Here is a 25,291-nt window from a genome sequence, read left to right as displayed (position 1 = left end):
AAGTATCACCATGGAACAGCAGCAAATCATAGACCAACTACTTACTATTCTGCAATCAGATTCACTTTCAGAAGGTGAATTTAATCAAAATGCCTTGCAATTATTTGCCTATCAGTTCACAAATAACCTTCCATATCGGAAGTACTGTCAGCAAAAAGGCAAAACCATCCGGACTGTGAAATCATGGAAGGATATTCCCGCGGTGCCAATTAACGCTTTTAAGGAAGTAGCATTAACCTGTACGCCTCCAGAACAAGCAGAAAGGTATTTTATGACAAGCGGTACCACACAAGGTGTCAAGGGGAAGCACTATCATCCGACCTTACAAGTATGGAATCTATCAATGAAAACCTATTTTAAACAGCGGTTTATGAAAGAAACGGAAAAAATCCGCATGGGCATTCTGTTCCCGACTGAGGAAGAAATGCCTAATTCCTCATTGGCTCGTTATTTAAACCTTGCTAAACAGGAGTTTGGTACAGAGGAGAGTCACTATCTATTAGGTGAAAATGGGATTGACATTAAAAGGTTGATTCAAGAATTGGAACATGCTGAACATTCAGGTGAGCCTTATGCATTGTTAGGGGCTTCATTTAGTTTTGTTCATCTGTTTACAGAACTAGAAAAAGCGGGTCGCCGCTTTCAATTGCCGCCTAGAAGTAAGATCTTAGATACTGGTGGATTTAAGAATCAGTCAAAAGAATGGGAACTGGATGATTTTTACCAGGAGTTATCGAGCGTACTAGGTGTTCCAAGAAAGGATTGTATCAACATGTATGGTATGACGGAGTTAAGTTCACAGCTCTATGATTCTGGTAATGAACAGGTTCCATCTGTTAAGTCCGGACCACATTGGCTAAAAACGAGAATTATACATCCGTTTACAGGTGAGGAAGTGGCTGAGGGGGAACGTGGGGTTATTGTCCATTGTGATCTCGCAAACTTCAATTCTGTCACGACTATTTTGACCGAAGACTTAGGCGTGAAAGTTGGTGAGGGGTTCCTTCTTTTAGGCAGGGTGCAAGGAACAGAGGCAAAGGGCTGTTCACTTGCGGTTGAGGAATTTATCCATGCTGCAACGGGACCAAGAGTATGAGAGAAAGAGTTGGATACCTTCCCAATGTCGAGGAAGAAATCATAGAAACCAAGATACTTAGCTTTGCCAGAAAAGGTGAGACACTTGAATTAGAGGCGCCACTTCTTACTATAAAGCAAATGCAACAGGTAACAGAAAAGGTTAAAAGAGCCAGTGCAGAAGTATTAAAAAACATGAGTATTACAGAGATTATTTCAATCATCGACACCGCCATTGAAGTGTTGCTCGACCGAAATTCTAATTACCGGAAAAAAGCCGAAAGGTTACTGCCAATTGTAACTGGGTACGATGAAGAAATGATTCGACTGGGACTTACATCTTTTTTAAAAAAGTTCCGCAAACATGAGCTGCAGCGCTTCGTGGTTGAGGACTTAGGAAATCCTCTGCTGCTCGATGATTTTCAGCCCCGTGTAAAAAAAGGTTATTCGAAAGCAGTGGGACCGGAATTGATTCTCCATGTATGGGCTGGAAATGTACCCGCGCTCCCCTTATGGAGTCTCATTTCAGGGTTATTGGTTAAGTCTGGCAACATTGGCAAAGTATCGAGTGCAGAGCCGCTGTTTGCAGGCTGGTTTGCACAGGTACTTGTCGAGGTGGCTCCGCAATTAAAAGACTGCCTAGCGGTTGTCTGGTGGAAGGGTGGAGATGAGGCACGAGAAAAGGAGATTTTTAGATATTCAGATGTAGTGGTCGGCTATGGAAGTAATCAGTCGCTAGAATCCATGAGTCATAGAATTCCAGCCACAACTCGCTTTCTGCCATTCGGTCATAAAGTCAGTTTCGGGTTGATTAGCAATTCGGCTCTGGACTCACGGAAAGCATTAACCAGTGCTCATCATGCGGCATTTGATATCATCCAATTTGACCAGCAGGGTTGTTATTCCCCACATATCTTTTATGTTCAAAAAGGTGGAAATGTATCACCATTTGAGTTCGCGCAGTATCTAGCGCAGGAACTGGAAAGTTTTCAAAAACGATTCCCTAGGCGCACTCTTTCATTAGATGAAATGACGGCAAGCATCCATTGGCGTAACAAAGAAGAAGTATCTTCTTTTACAAATACTACTAAACATGTATTTGGTCAAACTGACAATCATTGGACCGTTGTTTATGAAGAGGGTGCGGTGTTCTCCCCAACTTGTTCGAATCGTGCAGTCAAAGTCATTGCTTTTGAGGAGATAAGAGAAATCTTGCCAGATATTCAACCCTATCGAAATTACTTACAAAGTGTAGGTGTGGCAGCTGCTCCAAAGGAACTTTTTCGGTGGGCTGAATTGTTGGGGAATGTTGGTGTAACAAGAGTAACTGCTCTAGGCAAGATGACTTCGCCTGAATCAGGCTGGCATCATGATGGTCGATTTAATTTACTATACCTCATTCAAATGGTTGATATTGAGCATTCAGCGGAAGAGAATGCAGAGTATTTTGCAGCTTATATGTATTAGGAGGCAGAAATGGCATATTTGAGTTTACAAGATGTTACTTACAGCTATGCAAAAAATAACCTGATTGTCGATTCCGTAAGTTTCGATGTAGGAAAAGGAAAGTTTCACAGTTTACTGGGTAAAAGCGGCTGTGGAAAAACCACATTATTAAAGCTGGCAGCTGGATTATTACCACCAGACGAAGGTTGTATTCTGTTACAAGGTGAAAGGATTGAACCTTCAGAAAAGATTGGCTTTGTATTTCAAGCACCAACCCTATTGGAATGGAAAACAGTAATGGATAATGTTCTTTTACCAGTATCGCTTAAACGTAAAGTAACAAAAGAACAAGTAGAAAAAGCGGAATCTCTCTTGGATCTAATGGGTCTATCCCATTTAAAAAAGGAATATCCAACTCGTTTATCCGGAGGTCAGCAAAGTCGTGTTTCGATTGCAAGAGCGCTGATAGGATCGCCCACGCTGCTTTATATGGATGAGCCTTTCTCAGCACTCGATGCGATCACAAGAGAGGAACTTCAAGATGATCTTCTCCGGCTTTGTGAACTCCATCAAATGACGGTGTTATTTGTTACCCATGATATTTCAGAAGCGGTCTATTTATCAGACAGGATTGCGGTTATGGATAAAGGGAGAATCATCAATGACTTCTCTGTAGATTTACAGGATCGGCACACACCAGACAGTCGATATTCCGGTCAGTTTAGTCAGCTTTGCCTGGAAATCCGGAGTGCCATTAGCGGGGTACAACAATGAAAAAAGTATCAATTTATTCCTGGTTGTTATTCATCTTGATTCTATTACTCTGGGAAATACTGGCTAAGCAAATGTCGGAACTAGTCCTCCCAGCACCGTCTGTGGTCGTCGCAACACTTTTAGAAGGATTAACGAGTGGATATTACACGCCCCATATTCTTCAAACCAGTTTGGAGATTGTCATTGGACTGTTTATAGGAAGTTTGTTAGGAATACTTACTGGAATCTGGATGGGTGAAGTTGAGTTTATCCGAAAGCTATTATTTCCTTATGTGATAGCAAGTCAAGCTGTTCCTAAACTGGCCCTGGCACCATTATTTATTCTCTGGTTTGGTTTTGGAATGACATCCAAAATTGTGATCACGGCATTAATTTGCTTTTTCCCGTTAATGGAAAATACGGTCACAGCGATCCAATACACTGATCCCCAAAAGGTAGAACTGTTTCGAGTGTTAGGGGCAAACCGATGGCAGACATTGTTTAAATTAAAAATACCTGCCGGGCTGCCAAGTATAATGGCTGGCTTTCGGGTTGCGGTTGTTCTAGCAGTTGTTGGTGCAGTAGTTGGTGAATTTATCGGTGGCAGTGAGGGATTAGGAGCTTTGATTATTGCCTCGCAAGGAATGATGGACACACCGTTAATGTTTTCAGTGCTTATTTTAATTACGATTCTTGGAACTGTTCTCTATCAACTCGTTTATTTTATAGAACGTCGCTTATTTCAATATAAAAACCAATAAGGAGTTTATTACAAATGAATTTGAAACGAAGTATTACATCTGTAGCAATTATTCTCACATTATTGTTAACGGCTTGTGGATCAAAAAATAATCAGCAGGTATCTTCAGTAAAAGAGGAAGATACAATAAAAATCGCAAGCTGGAGTCAACCAATCTCAGAACAAACAAATCTGCTTGTAAGTGAGGATAAAGATTTTTTTAAAAAAGAGAGTTTAGATGTTGAATTTATTCCGGGTGCTGGGGGAGGAGATGCGATTAAAAATATCCTTTCAGGTAAAGCGGATATTGCCTTTACCGATCCAGGATCGCTCTATTTTGCCTTAAATCAAGGTGAGAAATTAAAAGTAATCTATACTATTTACCCACAGAACGTATTCAATGTCGTTTCTTTAAAGGATAGCAACATCACGAAACCTGAGGATTTGAAGGGGAAAAAGATTGGTGTGTATAGCCTTTCCAGTGGAACTAGGCAAAATCTTCTTGTTCTGCTAAACCAAGCAGGTCTTACCGAAAAGGACGTTACCATTGTTGAAACAGGTCTTTTGAATTTTGCACCGTTAATGCAAGGTCAGGTTGATGCCACAGCTGCAACGGATACTGGTTTAGTGACAGCAAAGGAAAAGGGATTGGTGGATGTCAACGTACTTGAGGTGAAAGATTATCTTAATGTCCCAAGTGATATTTTTGTGGTGACAGAAAAAACGTACAATGAAAAAAAGGATCTGCTGAATAAGTTTGTTGAAGCCTATCAGAATAGTGCAGAGTGGATGATCGACGAACCAGAAGAAGCTGCTGCCTTAGCTGTAAAACATGCCATTGATGGCAAGGATGAAAAACATAATTTAGATATTATTAAACTGCGAAACGAAGCCAGTGTTTCAAAAGCAACAAGCGAAAGAGGTTTAGGTTCAATCGAAGTAGATGTCCTACAACAGGGTGCTGATATCTATAAAAAGTTGGGTCTGATTGATCAGGATTTACATATGTCAGAAGTAATTGTTGAAGACTTTACGAAATAGGGGGAGCATGTGAGAAAATTTGAGAATAAAACAGTCCTAGTAACTGGTTCAAGCAGAGGAATTGGTGCAGCTATCGCGAAAGGTTTTGCAGCAGAAGGGGCAACGGTTATCGTTAACTATGTTCAAAATGAACAAGCCGCAGAAAGTACAGTGGCAACTTGTCTTGAGCTTGGTGGTGATGCATGGGCGATTCAAGCAGATGTATCGTCGGAATCGGACGTTAAAAGAATGATGGAGCAAATTGAACTCGAGGTAGGCAAATTAGATATTGTCGTTAATAATGCCTTTAAACCCTATGTGTTTAATCCCGATACACGAAAAATGTTCTCGCAACTGAAATGGGAAGACTATCAAGAACAAATCGATGGAGCAGTCAAATCTACTTATTATGTATGTCAACAAGCCATTCCCATAATGAAAAAACAAACAAAGGGATGCATTGTTAATATCGTAACAAACTTAGTGGACAGGCCACTTATTCCTTATCATGATTATACTACCGCTAAATCCGCATTAGTAGGGTTTAGCCGCAATCTTGCCGTTGAATTAGGGGCATTTGGGATTCGTGTGAATTGTGTGGCACCAGGTTTGGTGTACCCAACCGATGCAAGCCGAGAAACAAAAGAAGAAGTAAAGGAAATGATTATAGCCCAAACCCCATTAAGAAGGATTGCCCAACCGGAGGATATTGTTGGACCTGTCTTGTTCTTATCCTCCGATTGGAGTCAGTTTATGACAGGGCAGACATTGTTTGTTGATGGCGGGCTTGTCATGAGTTAAGTAAGTCTATGCAAAATCAAATGTAAATCATTATATAAAAATAGGGGCCCCATAGCTGGGCCTCTTTTCCTATTTATTCTGAAATCATTAAATCTGGGTCCTGAAGGTTTGAAACAATAAAATAGGCTTATGTATTAGTAGCAATACCCAACTTTTGTACATATTTTGTTTGGGAAGGTATAGCGGTATTAACCTAATTTTTGTTTTTTCTGTGCCCGTTTCAAGTTGCTGCTGCCCTTTTTTAAATATATAAGGAGGTAATGAAAATGAATGATTTCCACAGTCAACTCCAGGGGTTAAGTCTTGGGGATTTCCAAGCGACCCAGGCAGTTCCCTATGACCAAAACCAATACTATGGTGAACAAGATCGGATTTTCCTAGGTGTCGGTGGTTTTGGCCGATGTTCTAGCTGTTTTAGTTGCTTTAGCTGTTTTAACTGTTTCAATTGCTTTAATTGCTTCCATAATTGCTTCCATAATTGCGGAGGTCATCGTTGCCATAATTGTGGCGGCGGGCATCGCTGCGGTGGACACAATTGCGGTGGTGGTCATCGTTGTGGTGGCGGAGGCCATCGTTGCGGCGGTTGATCGCTTTCGATTTGTAAGAAATCTAAACTTAAAAACGGAAGGTGAAAAGCCCCAACAATTGTTGTTGGGGCTTTTCTCTACAGAATTAACATAAGGGACAAATTAAGATACATAGGATGATAGTGATGATAAATATGAGGAAAAAGCTACGGCTAAGGAGGAGCGAAATGACAAATATGAACCCTTCTATGCGTCTGAAGGTCAAAAGGGATACGTTTTTTCTCCCTAACCCAAACAGAGGTGTGTATTTTAGGAATAATGTAAGCTCATTCCGTATGGAAGGCAGTATGATCGATCAATGGGTTGAAAAGCTGATACCGATGTTTAACGGAGAGAACACCTTGGAGAATCTGACAAACGGGTTGCAGGGGCCGTACCGGGACAGAGTCTATGAAATTGCGGAGTCACTATATCGAAATGGGTTTGTTCGAGATGTCAGCCAAGACCGTTCACATCAATTAAAGGAACAGGTTTTAAAAAAATATTCTTCTCAAATTGAATTTGTAGATAATTTGGTGGGTTCAGGGGCTTTCCATTTTCAGACCTATCGTCAGGCGAAAGTATTGGCAATAGGATCTGGTCCTTTTTTTGTATCATTGGTTTCTTCCCTACTTGATTCTGGATTGCCGAAGTTCCATATTCTGATCAATGACAGTATTCAAACTAAAAGAAGGCGATTGATGGAACTCATAGAACATGTCCGTAAAACAGACGCTGAAGTAGAAATCGAGGAGGTCATACGAAACAATCAAAGTACATGGCAGGAGATTATAAAACCGTTTGATTATATTTTGTATGTGTCAGAAAAGGACGATGTAGAGGAACTCCAGCTTCTACATAGGGTTTGCAAAGAAGAAGAGAAAGTATTTCTCCCAGCGATTTGTATAGAGCAGGCGGGTTTAGCAGGTCCGGTGGTATATCCAGACTCCGAGGGAGACTGGGAATCTGCATGGCGCCGTATTCACCAATCGGCCATCGTCAAAGACCAGCCATTTTCTACCATCTCTTCCACAGCGAGTGCCATGCTGGCTAATATTATCGTATTTGAATTATTTAAAGACATTACGGGTGTGTCCCAAAAGGAACAAAGGAATCAATTCTTTCTCCTTGATTTGGAAACGTTAGAAGGAAACTGGCATTCGTTTCTGCCTCATCCACTGGTGACAGGACAAACATCTTCTAGATTGGTTGAAGATATTGATATGCGACTAGCTCAAGGAACCGAAAGAGGAGATCCGGGCAAATTACTCCTTTCCTTTAACCAATTAACATCTAAGGTATCGGGAATTTTTCACATTTGGGAGGAAGGGGATTTAAAGCAGCTGCCGTTGGCTCAGTGTCGAGTTCAGTCAGTCTACCCGTTGACATATAGGCCAGCAGACCTATTGGGTGAAATTGTCTGTACAGGTCTGACACATGAGGAGGCAAGAAGGGAGGCTGGTTTGTCCGGAATTGAAGCGTATGTATCACAACTAGTCGGATCGCTCGATCTACCTCCGGAAGTGGAGGTGGGAGCAGGAGAAACATTCGCAGAAAGTGTTTGCCGAGGATTGCAAAAATGTTTGGACGAGGAGTTGATCATACAAAGCCTTGAACAGAATTATTCAGTCTTCCCAGTCCAGTTAAGTACGGTTGACGATGAACGCTGTCGTTTTTATATGCAGGCACTGACGACGTTACGGGGAGCACCGACTATAGGGATTGGCGAGGACGTGTTTGGTTTCCCGGTTGTGTGGGTTGGTACAATTGATGGATGGTATGGCAGTGTCGATTTAAATAGAACAAAGGCATTACGAAATGCGTTGCAACAGGCAATAATCACTGCGCAAAATGAAGAGGAATTCGTTATGGCACGATCATTGGAGGTTTCGTCCATGATTCTTGATGAAAAAGTGCCGCAAATCATTGCAATTCCTGCGTGTGAAGAGCGATTACAAACCAAGGACTTGCTGAAGGCTATGGAAATCCTGGAACAGAACGGAAAACAGTTATTTGTATATGAATTAGATCTAGAACCCTTTTTGAAAGAGGGGTTAGCAGGGGTATTCGCGGTATTGGTTCAAGAGGAGGGATTAACGTGAGTGCTGTCATTTTGGTTGTAGGAGAAGGGCTGCTGGCAGACCACATGAGTGAAGAACTTTCATCTCAATACTTGGTCTTTCGCCAAACTGATTTCGGGGCAATCGTACCTGGAAGTATTGATTTGGCATTGGTTCTACATGATGTATGGAATCCCTCCGTTCATCAAAAAGCAGAAGAAATTTTTCATCGAACCAATACTCCCTGGCTGAGAGGTTTTGTTTCTTTTGGAGAAGGCGTAATAGGACCACTTGTTCATCCAGGGACGCCAGGGTGTTCACAATGTACAGATATAAGGCGTCTTATGACAGGTAACGACCGAAACGAGATGTGGGAATTACAAAAAAGGTTGGAATTAACAGCAGGAGTCCAGCAGGAAGCCTGGGCAACACGCACAGGTCTCTTACACATGGCTCATCTGGCGGCGGAGGAGGTCCATAGAACTATCCAAGGTAATCAGGCCAGATCTGAAGGAAAGGTATGTTTTATCAATCTGAAAACATTGAAGAGCTCCTGGCATAGGTTTCTGCCTGTCGCCTTGTGTCAGGTATGTAGTCAGTTACCTGACGATTCACCAGACTTGGCTCGAATTGCGTTAAACCAAAGTCCGAAGGTTACCAGCGACAGTTATCGCAGTCGTTCTTTAGATGATCTGAATAACGTTCTCGTTAAAGACTATCTTGATCAGCGAACAGGCCTTTTGAATAATAAAATGGTTAACCTCGTGCATACTTTTGCTGATGTAAGTGTTAATTTGCCTTTGTTCGAAGGGGATGAGGGAACAGCAGGACGGACTAACTCCTACGCGGTAAGTGAATTAACGGCCATTTTGGAAGGATTGGAGCGGTACTGTGGACTTGAGCCCCGTGGCAAAAAGACAGTGGTCCATGACAGTTATAACCATTTAAAACATCAAGCACTCAATCCGATTGAGGTTGGTGTACACGCCCAAGAACAGTATGAGAGACCTGGTTTTCCATTTACAGAATTTGATCCAGACCGCTCGATTGATTGGGTGTGGGGATATTCGTTTTTACAGGAGCGTCCGATTTTAGTTCCAGAGCTACTTGCCTATTATAGTTTGGGCTGCGGATCCAGAGGGTTTGTCTATGAAACTTCCAATGGATGTGCGTTGGGCGGAAGTCTGGAGGAGGCTATTTTCTACGGAATCTTGGAAGTGGTGGAACGTGATTCGTTTCTTATGACTTGGTACGCGCAGATGTCCCTCCCGCGTATTGATCCTAACACCATAGAAGACCAAGAGGCTTTGTTAATGATTGAACGGATGCGTGCAGTCGCGGGATACGACCTATATTTATATAACTCTACAATGGAGCACGGAATTCCAAGTATTTTGGCCATCGCAAAAAATAGAAAGGAAAAAGGGATGAACCTTATCTGTGCGGCCGGTTCTCATTTGGACCCAGTACGGGCGGTGAAAACGGCGGTTCACGAGTTAGCGGGTATGATGCTGTCATTGGACGAGAAATTAGAGGCGAACCAGGAGGAGTATGTCCGAATGTTGCATGATTCTTCTTTGGTGCAACAAATGGATGATCATGGAATGCTGTACGGTCTGCCGCAAGCAGAAGAGCGCCTGCAGTTTTTGCTGGAGGATAATCGTCCATTGCGATCATTTAACGAAGAATTCAAGTGTAAGTCAACACATTTAGATCTTACCGATGATCTTCAGGACATAGTTCAAGTGTTTCGCCAATTAAATCTCGATGTAATTGTGGTTGACCAGACGACTTCGGAAACGGCGAGAAACGGACTTTATTGTGTAAAGGTGCTGATTCCGGGGATGCTTCCGATGACATTTGGACATCACCTTACACGAGTAACAGGGCTGGAAAGGGTGTTCAAGGTACCAATGGAGCTAGGATATTCAAAAGAACCACTGACAGACGAACAGCTTAATCCACATCCTCATCCGTTTCCATAAGCGCATCACTAGGGGGATAAAGTATGATTCTAGATGAGTTTCTGCACAATTTGCATTTTGATATTGAGAAGGCTAGCATCCCAAATTGGGAAGTGGATTGGGAAGATAAACCACTTCCTTATAAATTATACCGTGGATTGCCTGTTATCCCGTTATCTCTAGAAGTACCACTGACACTTGAAGGACAGAACCAACCCGCAACGCCTGACCTATGTAAAATCGGTCATTTTCTTTGGTATGTTTACGGCCTTACTCAATTTAGCCAATCGGTCATTAGCATGGATTCTACAGAGCTAACAACAGAACTAATGCAATCAAAAAGGAGGTTTGCTCCCTCGGGTGGAGCGCTGTATCCAAGTGAATTATACGTCTATTTGAAAATCGAGGATTTACCAGTTGGGGTGTATCACTATGATGTGGCACACCATTGCTTAGTATTGCTGAGAGAAGGAAATTTCGATTCCTATATTGCCAGGGCACTTGGTAATCGTTGCGAGATTCCAGCATGTTTTACGACGGTTTTTGTTTCGACTATGTTTTGGAAAAATTTTTTTAAATATAATAACTTTGCCTACCGGTTGCAGGGATTGGATGCAGGAGTCTTGATTGGTCAATTATTGGAAGTATCAAAACGGTTTGGCTACGAATCTGGGGTTTACTTCCAATTTCTTGATTCCTCCATGAATCATTTGCTTGGATTATCTGAACATGAGGAGAGTGTGTATGCGGTAATCCCGCTTTCGGTAGAACCTACCATATGGTCAGCCAATGGGCCTGAATTAGACAGAATGGTTACTGCAGATAAGTTATCCCGAGAGTTGACTTTGATTCAGCCAAATCATTTTATACGGTCACAGAGGGTTAAAGAGTATCCGATGTTAACCAAGTTAAATGAAGTGTCCATGTTGGATTCCACAACAAAGTTTTCATCGATCGAGCCGGTGGAAAATGTAAGTATTGATGGGCAAGCTGTTGCTCTGCCTCAGACGGAAAGGCTGTCGTATGATCTGGGATCTGTTTGCCGAAACCGATTTTCACCAGATATGGATTTCATTTTGGGAAAGGTAAGTCAAGTCGAATTGGCGAATCTTCTACATGAGACAACAAATTCCTTTTTGTATCGAAATGATCTGGAGGCTGTCCATCAGAAGCATGAACCGCGTGTCTCGCTGAACGTCTGTTTGTATAATGTTGAAGGAATTCCTAATGGCGCGTATCAATATGACAGCACTGCTCATGCATTACGTCAGATTCATCTCGGAGATCATCGACTCCTGCTGCAATCGGGTATGTCGTTATATAATGTAAATTTACTCCAAGTTCCACTCTGCATACATGTCACAGGAAATAAGGATTACTATCAAACAACATTCGGATACAGGGGATATCGAATCCAACAAATGGAGGCAGGTATGCTCGTGCAACGATTACTCTTATCGGCAGGAGCTAGTGGAATGGGAGGGCACCCGCTACTCGGCTATGATTCGAAGCTCTGTGATGAACTTTATAGGATGGAGCCACAAGGAAAAACCAGCTTAATTCAAATTCCGATTGGTCCCTATCGAAATCGTCCTTGGTTAATGGGAGGTTTATGTACTTAATAACGAAAAGAGAGTGATTCTTTTAATTACTCTCCTTTCGTTTTGAATAATATTTCATTTGTTAAATATTCCAAATACAAATCGGAGATAAAAGTAGATATTTAATGAGATTTAGGTATATATTGGAAACATATATGAATGGAGGAGGTCTTATGAATGGACCAGTATCCAACGCTAATTAAAATCTCAGAGGATATCAATCAACTAGTTGTTCGGTATCCGTTTGGAATGTATGAAATGAATAGTTACTTATTCCGAGGAGAAAACGGCTTTACCATCGTCGATACAGGTAGTGAAGCAAAAGAATCCATCGAACTATGGGAGAAAACATTAGCATCAGGAATCACAGTCGAAAAATTGGTGTTAACACATGCCCATCCAGATCATTGTGGACTTGCTAGATGGTTTCAAGACCATCATCACGTTCCAGTCTTTATTTCAAGTTTAGGTTATCAAGAATTACAGAAAAAACAAAAACCTCATAGGGTCAATTGGCTACATAATTTCTTAAAATCACATGATTGTCCTGAAATCTCTCAAAATATGGGTAATTCAGAAGCTGCTGCCTATGGATTTGAACCTGATGGAATTTTTGAAAACCAGCAATCTATCAAGCTAGGAAACGAAACATATGAAACCATTTGGACTCCAGGACACTCTTATGACCATTTCTGTTTTTATAATCAAAATCAGCAGGTGATGTTGACAGGCGACCATGTGTTAGCCGGATTTTCCCCAATCGTAGCTCTTTGGTCAGAGAGTGATGAGAATCCAATTAAAGATAACTTTTCCTCGTTGGAAAAATTAAAAGCATATTCTACCAAGCTTGCACTCCCTGGTCATGGTGAACTTATTTACAACCTGAATACTCGGATAGACGAGATGATACAGAGTCACAACTATCGGTTACAGCAAATCTTAAATTTAGTTGGAAACGAAGAAAAGACAGCATGGCAAGTTTGTCAGGACATTTACGGGTCTCTTAGTAATACCAAATTCTTTGCTCCGCTAATGGCCACAATTGCACGACTGATTTACCTTGAAAAAAATGGGGAAGTACATAGTAAGTTGAGGAACGGGAAATTGTTCTATAGTCGCGGCATTTAGAATTCATACCCATGAACAGGACATCCTATTACCAGGAGGGATTGATCATGGGTTTTAAGGTGTTACTACTATTGATCTTCATCAGCTTTCATTTTTCATCAATGGTCAGTGCTGAAGTTTCACTTACCGCTGCATTTATCCGCGACCACCAACTTTGGATCAAAAAGGGAGATCAAGAAGTCCAACTCACAAAAGGACAATATGTGCATTCCCCAAAATGGTCATATGATGGTCGTTTTATTGCGTATATTGATGGTGATGAACAAGGGGAGAAATCAAATTTATTTATATATGATACAAAGGAAAAAGAAAGCTATCAGCCTTATGTAACCATTCAAACATCAGATTTTAAGTGGTCCCCGCTAAAAAATCAACTAGCCTACAATTCCGGCGGTGTATTAAATGTTACGAAAGAAAAGAATGACCGACCTCATGGATTTGAAAATGTCTCTTTAGGTGTCAGTGATTTTGAATGGTTTCCGAACGGGAAAGAATTTATTGTTTCCTCCCAGGCAAATTTACTTCCTACTGGATGGGGACCTGTCCAACTGTTTAAAATTCCTGTCGATGCCAATCTTAACACAGAGAAAATGAAACCTTTTTACACAATTCAAACGGACGACTCGGATTTGTTTACGATTTCTGCAGACTATTTTAAATGGAGTTTTGATGGAAAGTGGGTTAGTTTTTTAGCGATGCCTACTGCTTCCTGGTCTAATGATAGTAACACATTATGTGTTTTATCCACTAAAGGAGAACAATTTCAAGTGGTAGGTAAAATGCTGTGGCATAAAGACTGGATGAAGTGGTCAGCTTCGGCGAATCAACTAGCGTATATTTCAGGAGAAGGACGATTTTTTGTAGAAAACAAGAAAACGAAAATTGCCGATATGCCAAGTTCGATTCAACAAAAGGAATATACTCCTAAAGGCTTCGTTGACCTTGATTTAGAATGGTTCTCTCCAGATAAAGTGATTGAAGCTCGTTCAAAAGAGAATAAACAGTGGCACGAAGGACCAGTCCCAACAATGTTTACCGCACTTTATGCAATTAATATTAAATCAGAAGAACAACAGCAGATTTCCTTTCCTAGGGAGAATGATCTGGATGTTGATCCTCAGGTTGTTGAGTCTCATATTACTTGGTTCCGCAAAAAGGGTAAGGAATTAAAAGGTGATGTATGGCTGAAGGATGCTTTAAATGGACAAGAAACTATTTGGCTGAAAAATGTGGATTACGCTCCAGTGTTTTTTACACTGAAGTAAACGTTCGCGAAAATGTATTAGTCATTCAGCTAAACGCATACTAATTAGTATTAATCGACCCTGTGGCTTTACCTTAGGGGTGTAGGTGGAATCATTCATGTATATGCTATTTTATTTATTATTAGCCATCATTGGCGGGACTTGTATTGGGTTACAAGCCGGAATAAATGGTGTCTTGGGAAAAAGGATTGGAGTAATAGAGGCTTCTTTTGTTTCTTTCTTTATAGGAACAATTATTCTCTTATTAATTGTTATTTTTGCTGGAAAAGGGGATTTATTAAAAGTAACAAACGTATCGAAATGGCAGTTGCTCGGTGGTTTGCTAGGAGTCGCTTATGTTTCGATAATGGTTGCCATTGTGCCAAAAATTGGCGTAGCATCTGCTATTACAGCAGTAATAGTTGGACAGTTATTTATCAGTGTTGCACTTGATCATTTTGGAATCTTTACTACTCAACGTATCCCGATTGATTGGTATCGTATTTCAGGTTTGTGCTTATTACTAGTCTCTTTATTATTAATATTTAAAGGTAACATTAAATGGTTTTAAATTAATATGAATTGACCAAAAAGTGTCCCGCACCGATGGAGTACGAATGTTCATCCAAAGTGCGGGATGCTTTTTTATGCATAGGGATTTTTCCCCAATTGATCACTGATTAAATAGGTATCTAGATTTGTTTTAGTTTGTTTCAATTAAATTTTGGTATTATAGCTTTATAGTTTTAGTTCATATTTGTAAAATAGAATTGTATAGAAAAAATTAGATAATAGAAACCGATATTGTCAGCTAAAGGGAAGTGTTAGAATCATGCTTTATATTAGGAATATTGAGAAAATCATTGAAGATACTTTAGAACAGCACAAATTAGATATTAATTATGAAATTAACAATAAACTCACTGTACCTATGAGTTATAACGTTTCGACAAACACGATAAAATTTAATTATCTACAAGTTAATAGTTATATAAATAAAATTAGAATAAAAGAGACAGATGAAAACTTTGTTAAAATAATTCTTTATCATGTGATTGGATATTATTTAGATTTTAAGAAAAACAGACATGATTTGAGAACCTTAAAGTATGGAGAAGACTACGAAATCGCAAAGCTTAAAAGGGAAATTGAAACAAATGCATGGGTGTATGGGAGAACATTAGTGCCTGAACAATTGTTAAACTCGTATGATCAAGTCCGTGAATTAGATAAGAACCTAGTACATGGTCAACTTACAAATATATAATCAACATTTTACTCCATGATGAAAAACTTTAACAAAAGTAATCTAGCATATTAAAATTTAACGTGAGGTGTAGATCGTTGAAGGCAGATGCTGTTTTTGAAGGCGGTGGAGCAAGGGGAATTGCTTTTGTCGGAGCCATTCAGGCAATGGAAGAGGAAAAGGTAGAATGGCAAAGAATTGCGGGAACCTCAGCTGGGGCGGTAATCGCTGCGCTTTTGGCAAGCGGCTATAAAAGCTATGAGATTAGAAAACTTCTAAGTGAACTGGATTTTTCTAAGCTTCGTGGCAGGACGTTCATAAACCGAATCCCCATTATCGGCAGTTTACTTGAACTAATGTTTAATCTTGGGATATATAAAAATGATTATTTGGAATCCTGGGTTGATGCCCTTCTTTTAGAAAAAGGGATTAAAACTTTTGCAGATCTTCCAGATGGAAAGTTAAAAATCATCGCTTCTGATGTTTCCAATGGCCAAATGCTTATTTTGCCGGATGATTTAGAGCGCTATAGAATGACTCCGGCAGATTTGAAGGTTTCAACTGCGGTAATGATGAGCGCATCAATCCCATTTTTCTTCCGTCCGGTTATTGGAAATCAAAAGATCGTAACACATCCTACATATTAGATGGCGGTTTACTGAGTAACTTCCCAATTTGGATTTTTGATGCGCCAGACCCTAAGTTTCCAACGTTCGGCTTCCGTTTTGTAAAAGATGAAGTTAGTATTGACCCAGTAATACCAACGCCGCTGCATCTTTTCAAAAATATTTTTAAAACGATGCTGCAAGCACATGATCTACGACATATGAACGAAGAAACACTTGAGCGCACAATAAAAATTCCGATAGGGGACATTAACGCTACTGATTTTAAACTGAATAAAGATGAAATCGATTTTCTTTTTAAATCAGGATATAATTCAACAAAAAAGTTTTTATCAACGTGGGATTTTGAACAACATAAGCTCAATAGATTACAACGAATAAAGAAGGAAAGGTAGATAAAAAACGTCATTCCATAATGAATGACGTTTTTTTATTTCCACCATTGCCACCATTTCTTTTGTTGTGCTGCCGCGATCTGATTTCTTGTTTCTTCCAAAATTACTTGACTTCGTTCCTCCATCAGCTGCTCCGTTCGTTCCACATACTTTAAGATTTGGTTCATCTTATCTTCTAGATAGGCTTCCCGTACCGCTTTCTCCTTAAGTAAATTGATCAAATCCATGTTGATTCTCTCTAAATTTTCTATCCGTTCCATTAAATCTTCAAAATCACCATGCTGTGATTTTTCCGTATCAGGAAAAGTATGTAACGGTTCAGTTTCTTTAACCGCGACTGTCTTATTTTCTTCAGAAATCCACGTTATAACGGCTTGTGCTGAGAGTTCCAGCGTCAATCCCTCTTGTTTGCCAAAATCGATGAATTTACGAAGCGTGTTAATATCCTTTTCGAAATAACTCCGATGTCCTCTGCTATTACGGTGAATAGGATATCCGTGACCTTCTAATAGAGTGGCATACTTTCGTAATGTATTGCTATCAATACCAAGCAATTCTTGTACATGACTAGGGGAATATAGTTCTGTCATAACAATGCCTCCTCCATTAATATCAATTTAATTTATGATTAATTAAGAATTATGTATATAAGGTATTATACCAAGTAATAATTAAGAATTTGTCGAACCAAGGGTTAGTTAACAATTTGTAATTAGACTGTTAAATCGTTGAAACATCTAATCAAAAAAGATTCAATTTAATCTTATTTTTCGTGATGTATATCACATCAGATGGGAGATAAATCCCTTAAAATAACATTAAGACGATAACAAAGGGGGAAATAAAATGTTTCTTACTTGGTTGATGTGTATCAGTTATTTTATTGGTTCTTATTATATTTGCGTTGTTATTTTTGATCGCCTTAAGGAGAAAGATCAAGCTGATTTAGCTCTATTAGAATCACAACTTAAAAACATGGCTGTAAAGCCTTCACAATCTATGAAACAAGCGGTTTAATTTAACAAAGTTAAAATTCGTATAAAATAAAAGCCAAAAGGCATCTGACTATTTCAGGTGTCTTTTGGCTTTTATAATAAGAATTGTAACCGTTTTTACTATAACTAACGTATTAACTCGTAGGTATGCTATTATTAATGATGAAATTCCAGAGAGTGGAGAGGGTATCCATTGAAAATTAATTCATTAATAGCCAACAATATCAACAAATTAGATGCCTCCATACCGGTAGATCAAACACTAGGAATTGCCGGTCTGTCTGGATCTGGTAAAACCACATTTTGTCAAACCATTGGTGAAGAATCCAAGAAGCGTCTTGTTTCCCTTTTACCCAAGGCTGAATATCAATATCTGTTTTCCAATATTATGGAAACCAACTTCAGTGCGATTAAGATGGAAGACATGCCGTTGGTCCTTTTTCTCGGAAAATCATCGATATCCTCCAATCCACGTTCGACTATTGGAACGCATACAGGAGTTTTTAGAGAGGTAAGGGAATGTTTTGCCGATAAATATCATCTTTCCCCAGAAGTTTTTTCCTTTAATAATGCATTAGGCTGGTGTCCAGATTGTAAAGGTCGCGGCACGACCAAAAATGTCGAATGTCCAAAATGTAGGGGCAGGCGCTATAGCAAAGAAGTAGAGCAATATAAGCTTGAATTATCTGGTCAGCTACATAGTATTTCTGATGCAAACAACTTAAGCATCGAATCTATTTTTTCTCTAGCAGAAGAATTACATATCAGTGAAGGTAAACTACATATACTTCAAAACATAATCAATATGAATATCGGTTACTTAACCTTAAATCGAATTATGGGTACCTTGTCGGGCGGAGAATTAACTCGGCTTTACCTGGCAGAATTCATGGCTGCAAGTGAAAATACCGTGATTATTATCGATGAAATCTCCGTCGGTCTTGATCATCAGACCCTACTGAAAATCTTAGAACAGATTCGAAAATTAGGCTTTAAAAATCAAATTTGGCTTATTGATCATTCAGATACCGTTCTCGATTCAACGGAGGATCAATTATTCTTTGGACCCGGCAGCGGGAAATATGGTGGTAAGATTGTCGACGAATCACCTCGCCCAAAACCAATCATTTGGGAACGAAATCCTGCACCTCTAACAGAATATTATCAATTCAGGGACCTATACTGCCGTAATATTCAAATGGCTGAAATAGAAATTCCTAAAAATAGACTTATTACCTTTACAGGTGAGTCTGGTAGTGGAAAATCCACGCTGGTTAACGAGTGTATTGCTAAAGATTTTTTGAAGCGATATTCAAAAGATAAACTGGTGATCGTTGGGCAGGATCGAAACCAATCAATCACAAGTCGCTCTACGGTCGCTACTTTTCTTGATATCAAAAGAAAACTCACCAAATATAGTGATGATATTGATGATATTTTTCAGCGTTCGATTGAAGATATTATTGAAGAGCTGCCAAAAGAAGATATTGTACATAAACGCTTGAGCTTATTGATCAAACTTGGGCTGGGTTATTTGACATTAGAACGAAAGACACAAACTTTATCCACGGGTGAGTTTCAGTGTGTTCATTTAGTATCTGAGCTGTTTGCTAACAGCAAGTACCCTCATACGCTGTTTATTTTTGACGAGCCATCAAAAGGGTTGTCACAAAATATCTTAAATCAATTCATCGATAGTATTAGAGTGATTCTACAAGACGAATCTGTCTCGATAATCATGATTGAACATAATGCCTATATGCTTGAAAGCTCTGATTATATCGTTGATTTTGGTAAAAGACAGATTGAGCCAGTCACACAATTAGATGTTCTAAGTCATGAAGAATATTATCGTCATATTGTGCGTGAAGAAAACGATACACCAATTCAAATTTCCTCAATGCTTGGGTTGCAAAATGGCATTCGGTATCAACAAGAAAACCATATTGCTTATTTTAAAAATGCGGAAAACATCTATAAAGGTGGCATTTTAAAAAGTTTGTCATCCATGGCACGTTTGATCTATGGAGAATATGAATCAGAAGCAATCGCACCTGTTATCGCCATTGATTTTGAACGCCACCTGTATAGTCAGTATAGTTTTCTCTATGAAATTGGCGGGCTGATCAACCATATTGTGGCGTCTCATAAGACAAATAAAGATACACGAAGCTTCGATTTCTATTATCAACCCAATCATTGTCCATGTTGCTCTGGCCGACGTGTTATTGAAAAGTTTGATTTTGATGTAGTCGTACAAGACAAAACCGTGCCATTCTGGGATGGGCAATTATATCCAGATGTGATGGAGGTTTTGAAATGGTATCAATATGCAAAATTGCAATTCCTTTTTGATGAAATCAAGAATGAACTTGGTCAAGATATTAGTAAAAGCTACAATGAGATGACTGAAGCAGAAAAGCATACCTTCTTATATGGTTATTGGGAAAAGTCATTTTACGATAAAGCAGGTAAGGCACAGAGAACATGGGAAGGCTTTAATATGATCCTAGGGCGTTACATGTTCATCTCGAAATCAATTATTAAAGAGCAAATGAAAGAATCAAAAGAGATGATAACCTGCCCAGTCTGCCAAGGTACCGTGTTAAACCACCATAAAAAGCTATATTTTGGTGATCGTGATATTCGAGAGATCCTCCAAATGCCTCTTAATCAGGTCATCGAGACCGTAGGCAGCTTACCGGAACTTGAAAAACTGATAAGTATAATAGGCGGTGAAATGGTACTCACTGAGGATGTATCTCTATTGCCTCTGGAAATACAAGTAAGTTTAAAAATGCTGGAACTAGACCTGGCAAGCTTCGCTGGATATGAAGTGGTTTTGCAAAATGCCTTACCATTCTGGGGCAATATTAAAGGTAATATCGAAGCCATAAGCAGTAAAAATCTAATAACCATCTGCGATTTTGCCAATATTACGGAAACGCGAGAAACCATAATTGATAAATATTTCACGAATGGAAAATACAAAAAACTAACGTACGTCTATGAAGCATTCGGCTATAAGAAACTTGTTACCCAAATAAATAAGATAAAAGCAGCTCAGCCATGTCCTTTTTGTAAAGGGAAAAAGGTTATTTCAGAAGATAACCTCCATGAAGGCGTACATAAATTATCGGTACCATGTGTGACCTGTCACGCGAGCGGCATTAATGAGGAAGGGCGGAAGGAAACTGTCGAGGGCATTGAGGTGCAAATTTGGCTTACTGGCAAAGTAAGTGATGTTGTAGCACTGAGCCAGATAACTGAGGATGTTGCAGATATCCCAATTTTCAATCGCATACGTGAGTTGAATAAACGAGATATGATGGCAGTATATCAAAACCTTGAGCAAAATAAGTAAACAATGCTAAAGAGAACTCATTTGCAATTCGTCATTGCAAATGAGTTTTTTTATGTTTTAGTTTACGAAGGAAAGCAGGTTGTTTGTTATAATTTCTTTTTTATTTTACAAAAAGATCAAAACCGATTGTAATCAACCAGCCAACAGCAAGAGTAACGGTGAGATATGTACCCAGATAAAGCAATATTTCCGCCATGTTTCCTCCTTTACTTCCTTCTTCTAAGATATAAAGCCATCATAACAGCGGGCTTTTTCAAAATTTGTCGAACCAAAGGATATTAACCAATTTGTAACCAGACTGTTAACTATCCTTAACAATAGAAATACCCTCAATATAAACAGGACCAAACTCCCCCAATTAGGAAAAATATGACTGCTTTTCTAATGCCAGAAGGGTGTGCTTTTTCCCATTTACCCCTGATAAATAATAGGTAACACTTAACTAGACAATAAAATCAATGTTCCGTAGACTAAAGACTATATTATTTTTCTAGTAATTTACTTTGGGGTAAAAAGTAACACTTGATAACGAAAAATAGATTTCTTGCAGAATAATAGTGAGTATTGAAAAGTGTAGGATTTCGGGGAAATGGGAGGAGTATCCATGTTAGATTTTGATACAAGTATGGATCAATTAGCTACGATTAAAGTAATCGGTGTAGGCGGCGGCGGAAACAATGCTGTAAACCGAATGATTGAGGATGGAGTTGGCGGTGTAGAATTTATTGCCGTTAATACGGATTCACAAGCAATCAAGCAATCAGGCGCAGCGATTAAAATGCAAATAGGGTCCAATTTGACACGGGGTTTAGGTGCAGGGGCTAATCCGGAAATAGGAAGAAAAGCGGTAGAAGAAAGTAAACATCAGATCGAAGAAGTGTTAAAGGGTGCCGACATGGTTTTCGTTACCGCTGGAATGGGCGGTGGCACAGGAACAGGTGCTGCACCTGAGATTGCGAAAATTGCTCGAAAGCTTGGTGCATTGACAATCGGAGTGGTAACGCGCCCTTTCAAATTCGAAGGACACAAACGTGCCGTGAATGCAGAAAATGGAATAAGCGCTATGAGGGAAGCAGTAGATACCTTAATTATTATTCCAAATGATCGCTTATTGGAGATTGTAGATAAAAAAACACCGATGATTGAGGCTTTCCGGGAAGCGGATAATGTTCTTCGCCAGGGTGTTCAAGGGATTTCTGATTTAATTGCTGTGCCTGGTTTAATTAACCTTGATTTTGCAGATGTGAAAACAGTCATGTCCCATAAAGGAACGGCACTAATGGGAATTGGAATCGCGAAAGGGAATAATCGTGCAATAGAAGCAGCGGAAAAAGCTTTAAATAGTCCATTATTGGAAACCTCGATCAATGGAGCTCATGGAGTCATTATGAACATAACGGGCGGCAATAATTTAAGTTTATTTGAAGTACAGGAGGCAGCTGAAATCGTTGCTGCATCAGCAAACGAGGATTTAAATATGATTTTTGGTTCCGTCATTAATGAAAACCTAGAAGATGAAATTATCGTAACGGTTATTGCAACGGGTTTCTCTGAGAAAGAGGAAATTCCAATACATAAGCCTTCTCAGCCTGCAATAGAGGAAACACAGCGATCTTATCAAAGAGAAGAACCTGAGCCGATTATCCATTTCGAAGAAGTGCTTGAATATGAGCCACAACCAGAAGAATCCTCAGATATCCCAGCGTTTTTACGAAATCGTAAAAGACGAATGGATAAACATAGAATATGAATGCAGTCGTTTCATGCAAAAAAACCGTTAAGATTTAATCTTAGCGGTTTTTTCTAGAATTCTTTTAGGTACATTCCCTGAAGTAGAGAATATGATAACGGGATAAATCTTCGAAGGGAATGAGCAATATGTACTATGTTCCTTATATGTACCCTTATCCATACCAAAATCCTTATTATGACAACAATGCAATCTCTAACCATGAAACACAGACCTTGTATCAAGAATATACTGACGAGTTTGACTATGCCCATCCATATCGCCGTTGGCATCCCATCATTGAGGTACGAAACGTAGACATACAAGATTACGGAAAACAACCGTTTGCTGTGAATATTAATGAAGCGTCTAAACAAAACAATACCTTTCGTACCGCCTTATGGACTGGAAGTCATCTTCAAGTGACTTTGATGAGTATAGCCGTTGGGGAAGATATCGGTATAGAGGTGCACCCACATTTGGATCAATTCCTCCGTATTGAAGATGGCAATGGAATCGTTCAAATGGGTGATTCTAAGGATAACCTAACCTTCCAGAAGAGAGTTTCTGACGACTTTGCCATCATGGTGCCTGCTGGCAAATGGCACAATGTAACCAACACAGGGAATAAACCACTCAAACTATATTCCATCTATGCACCACCACAGCACCCATTTGGAACGGTCCATAAAACAAAAGCAGCGGCCATGGCTGCTGAAGAACATCATGAATAAGTATAATAAAAAAATTAGTCCCAATAAATAGCCTATTTGTTTATTGGGGCTTTATTTGATTCAATAAATACAAGCGTTTACATACGATTATTCTTGGAATGAAATGGTATAATTTTTAATGCCAGATAAAACTAAAGGAGATTAAAATAGGATGGAATTCTGGGAATCAAGTTTTATAGAAAAACAAACGATGTGGGGATTTGAACCTTCAGACTCCGCAATCTTGGCAAAGGACTTTTTTATTGAAAGGAATTTTAAGGACATACTGGTACCGGGTATTGGCTATGGTAGAAATGCAAAGATTTTTATCGACAATGGAATAAATGTCACCGGTATTGAGGTTTCAAAAACTGCGATTGATTTGGCAAGAAAGAACGGGCTTGATATACCTATTTTTCATGGATCAGTAAGTGATATGCCTTTTGACAATAAACTTTATGACGGTATATTTTGCTATGCACTTCTTCATTTATTGAATGAACGTGAGAGAGAGAAATTTATTAAAGATTGCTACAATCAGTTAAAACCAAATGGGTATATGATTTTTACAACTGTTTCAAAAAAAGCCCCAATGTTTGGAAAGGGCAAACAATTGGGTCAAGATTATTTCGAAATCATGGAAGGCGTGAAAATGTTTTTTTATGATGCTGGCTCGGTAAAACGTGACTTTGAAAAATATGGGCTGGTAGAGTTTTCAGAAATTGATGAACCCAATAAGAACATGGAAAATAAACCTTCGATAAATTTTATAATGTTAAAGTGTAAGAAGGAACAATAAAGTAATAAATAAACCATTATTAAAAAGATACGATTGTCATTGGGGGAGGTAAAATGAAGATTGTTATCGCTGGCGGTACAGGATTTATCGGTAAAAAACTAACAGACTTGTTGCTAGCAGAAGGGCATACTGTTGTCATTTTAACAAGAGGTGATCGTGAACCTTCTGGGAAAGTCCAATTTGTAAAGTGGCTAGACAAAGGTACTTCACCTGAAAAGGAAATCAGACAAGCGGATGCCTTTATTAACTTAGCGGGTGTTTCCATTAACGACGGCAGATGGAGTGAAACGCATCAGGAACAAATCTATGAAAGTCGTATGACTGCAACAGATGAGTTACTAAGAATCATTTCCTCACTACCTGAAAAACCTTCAGTTCTGGTCAATGCCAGTGCAATCGGCATTTATCCTGCCTCATTAAAAACGGTCTATACAGAAGATTCAACGGATAGAGCAAATGATTTTTTAGGGAAGACGGTCCGAGATTGGGAAAACAAAGCGAAACGAGTAGAAGAACATTCTGTTCGTACGGTTATCATGAGATTTGGTGTTGTGCTTGGTAAAGAGGGTGGTGCACTGCCACTTATGGCACTGCCATATCGTTTATTTGTGGGCGGAAAAGTAGGGTCCGGAGAACAATGGGTGTCCTGGGTGCATGTTACGGACGTTGTCCGTGCGATTGTATTTGCACTTAAAAACGATCGGTTGTGCGGTCCAGTGAATGTTACATCACCATCACCAGTTCAAATGAACGATTTCGGAGAAACCATTGGATCCGTTTTACATCGTCCACACTGGATGCCTGTTCCTTCTTTCGCTATGAAAATGGTCCTTGGGCAAAAAAGTGCACTCGTTTTGGAGGGGCAGCATGTAGTACCTCAAAGGTTAATAGACCATGGTTTTGAATTCACGTTCCCAATACTAAAACTTGCTCTAGACGATTTGCTTACATAGTTTTAGCTAATTTTAAAAAGTTGTCTTTTCGTTTTTACGAAAGACAGCTTTTTTTTATATAGTTAAGCTTTGTTT

Annotated in this window: 21 protein-coding genes and 1 pseudogene; 21 read left to right on the top strand and 1 reads right to left on the bottom strand. The window is 39.4% G+C overall.

The features are described 5' to 3' along the window. The first annotated feature begins 10 nt into the window (after window positions 1-10). The 15 genes and pseudogenes from ABC255_RS16175 to ABC255_RS16105 all read left to right on the top strand — a co-directional run bounded on the left by ABC255_RS16175 (window position 11) and on the right by ABC255_RS16105 (window position 16,663). Window positions 11-1,096: a LuxE/PaaK family acyltransferase gene (locus tag ABC255_RS16175; protein WP_412995029.1), complete on the top strand. Its 1,086-nt coding sequence runs from the start codon at window positions 11-13 to the stop codon at window positions 1,094-1,096. Then, window positions 1,093-2,541, top strand: a complete 1,449-nt coding sequence (locus ABC255_RS16170; RefSeq protein WP_412995027.1) for an acyl-CoA reductase — start codon at window positions 1,093-1,095, stop codon at window positions 2,539-2,541. The genes ABC255_RS16175 and ABC255_RS16170 overlap by 4 nt, the downstream gene beginning before the upstream one ends. Window positions 2,542-2,550: 9 nt before the next feature. Further along, window positions 2,551-3,294 carry an ABC transporter ATP-binding protein gene (locus tag ABC255_RS16165; RefSeq protein WP_412995025.1) on the top strand — a complete coding sequence of 248 codons (744 nt, stop codon included), beginning with the start codon at window positions 2,551-2,553 and terminating at the stop codon, window positions 3,292-3,294. Further along, the gene (locus ABC255_RS16160; protein ID WP_412995023.1) at window positions 3,291-4,034 is read left to right on the top strand and encodes an ABC transporter permease; all 744 of its coding nucleotides are present in this window, start codon (window positions 3,291-3,293) and stop codon (window positions 4,032-4,034) included. Before ABC255_RS16165 ends, ABC255_RS16160 begins: the two co-directional genes overlap by 4 nt. Window positions 4,035-4,048: 14 nt before the next feature. Next, the gene (locus tag ABC255_RS16155; protein ID WP_412995021.1) at window positions 4,049-5,053 is read left to right on the top strand and encodes an ABC transporter substrate-binding protein; all 1,005 of its coding nucleotides are present in this window, start codon (window positions 4,049-4,051) and stop codon (window positions 5,051-5,053) included. Window positions 5,054-5,062: 9 nt separating this feature from the next. Beyond that, window positions 5,063-5,833, top strand: coding sequence for a 3-oxoacyl-ACP reductase (locus ABC255_RS16150; RefSeq protein WP_412995019.1), 771 nt, complete (start codon window positions 5,063-5,065; stop codon window positions 5,831-5,833). A gap of 260 nt (window positions 5,834-6,093) precedes the next feature. Further along, the gene (locus tag ABC255_RS16145; RefSeq protein ID WP_412995018.1) at window positions 6,094-6,420 is read left to right on the top strand and encodes a heterocycloanthracin/sonorensin family bacteriocin; all 327 of its coding nucleotides are present in this window, start codon (window positions 6,094-6,096) and stop codon (window positions 6,418-6,420) included. A 167-nt stretch (window positions 6,421-6,587) separates the two neighbouring features. Next, window positions 6,588-8,501, top strand: coding sequence for a putative thiazole-containing bacteriocin maturation protein (locus ABC255_RS16140; protein WP_412995016.1), 1,914 nt, complete (start codon window positions 6,588-6,590; stop codon window positions 8,499-8,501). Continuing rightward, window positions 8,498-10,444 carry a TOMM precursor leader peptide-binding protein gene (locus tag ABC255_RS16135; RefSeq protein WP_412995014.1) on the top strand — a complete coding sequence of 649 codons (1,947 nt, stop codon included), beginning with the start codon at window positions 8,498-8,500 and terminating at the stop codon, window positions 10,442-10,444. Before ABC255_RS16140 ends, ABC255_RS16135 begins: the two co-directional genes overlap by 4 nt. 23 nt (window positions 10,445-10,467) lie before the next feature. Continuing rightward, a complete protein-coding gene (locus ABC255_RS16130; protein WP_412995012.1) occupies window positions 10,468-12,045 on the top strand; it encodes a SagB family peptide dehydrogenase in 1,578 nt (525 codons plus the stop codon). 156 nt (window positions 12,046-12,201) lie between these two features. Then, entirely contained in the window at window positions 12,202-13,152 is a 951-nt protein-coding gene (locus ABC255_RS16125; protein WP_412995010.1) for an MBL fold metallo-hydrolase, read from the top strand. Between the two features lie 47 nt (window positions 13,153-13,199). Beyond that, window positions 13,200-14,417: an eIF2A family protein gene (locus ABC255_RS16120; RefSeq protein ID WP_412995008.1), complete on the top strand. Its 1,218-nt coding sequence runs from the start codon at window positions 13,200-13,202 to the stop codon at window positions 14,415-14,417. A gap of 97 nt (window positions 14,418-14,514) precedes the next feature. After that, window positions 14,515-14,967 (top strand): DMT family transporter, encoded by a 453-nt coding sequence (locus ABC255_RS16115; protein ID WP_412995006.1) that lies wholly within the window; start codon window positions 14,515-14,517, stop codon window positions 14,965-14,967. A 261-nt stretch (window positions 14,968-15,228) separates the two neighbouring features. Beyond that, the gene (locus ABC255_RS16110; protein WP_412995004.1) at window positions 15,229-15,663 is read left to right on the top strand and encodes a hypothetical protein; all 435 of its coding nucleotides are present in this window, start codon (window positions 15,229-15,231) and stop codon (window positions 15,661-15,663) included. Between the two features lie 77 nt (window positions 15,664-15,740). Next, a pseudogene (locus ABC255_RS16105) lies at window positions 15,741-16,663 on the top strand (patatin-like phospholipase family protein). Between the two features lie 35 nt (window positions 16,664-16,698). Here the strand turns inward: ABC255_RS16105 and ABC255_RS16100 are convergent. Beyond that, a complete protein-coding gene (locus ABC255_RS16100) occupies window positions 16,699-17,253 on the bottom strand; it encodes a MerR family transcriptional regulator (RefSeq protein WP_412995003.1) in 555 nt (184 codons plus the stop codon). Window positions 17,254-17,509: 256 nt separating this feature from the next. Between ABC255_RS16100 and ABC255_RS16095 the strand changes: the two genes are divergently transcribed. The 6 genes from ABC255_RS16095 to ABC255_RS16070 all read left to right on the top strand — a co-directional run bounded on the left by ABC255_RS16095 (window position 17,510) and on the right by ABC255_RS16070 (window position 25,216). Next, window positions 17,510-17,680, top strand: a complete 171-nt coding sequence (locus ABC255_RS16095; protein ID WP_412995001.1) for a hypothetical protein — start codon at window positions 17,510-17,512, stop codon at window positions 17,678-17,680. Window positions 17,681-17,851: 171 nt separating this feature from the next. After that, window positions 17,852-21,022: an ATP-binding cassette domain-containing protein gene (locus ABC255_RS16090; RefSeq protein ID WP_412994999.1), complete on the top strand. Its 3,171-nt coding sequence runs from the start codon at window positions 17,852-17,854 to the stop codon at window positions 21,020-21,022. A 604-nt stretch (window positions 21,023-21,626) separates the two neighbouring features. Then, the gene (ftsZ, locus tag ABC255_RS16085; protein WP_412994997.1) at window positions 21,627-22,772 is read left to right on the top strand and encodes a cell division protein FtsZ; all 1,146 of its coding nucleotides are present in this window, start codon (window positions 21,627-21,629) and stop codon (window positions 22,770-22,772) included. Window positions 22,773-22,891: 119 nt separating this feature from the next. Then, window positions 22,892-23,485, top strand: a complete 594-nt coding sequence (locus ABC255_RS16080; RefSeq protein ID WP_412994995.1) for a cupin domain-containing protein — start codon at window positions 22,892-22,894, stop codon at window positions 23,483-23,485. A 151-nt stretch (window positions 23,486-23,636) separates the two neighbouring features. Beyond that, window positions 23,637-24,263 (top strand): class I SAM-dependent methyltransferase, encoded by a 627-nt coding sequence (locus ABC255_RS16075; RefSeq protein WP_412994993.1) that lies wholly within the window; start codon window positions 23,637-23,639, stop codon window positions 24,261-24,263. A gap of 53 nt (window positions 24,264-24,316) precedes the next feature. Next, window positions 24,317-25,216 (top strand): TIGR01777 family oxidoreductase, encoded by a 900-nt coding sequence (locus ABC255_RS16070; protein ID WP_412994991.1) that lies wholly within the window; start codon window positions 24,317-24,319, stop codon window positions 25,214-25,216. Window positions 25,217-25,291: the final 75 nt, after the last annotated feature.

This window comes from Neobacillus canaveralius (assembly GCF_047237705.1).
Taxonomy (GTDB): domain Bacteria; phylum Bacillota; class Bacilli; order Bacillales; family Cytobacillaceae; genus Neobacillus; species Neobacillus niacini_K.
The sequence above is the reverse complement of the archived record's forward strand: the minus strand, read 5'-3'. Positions and strand labels throughout refer to the sequence as shown.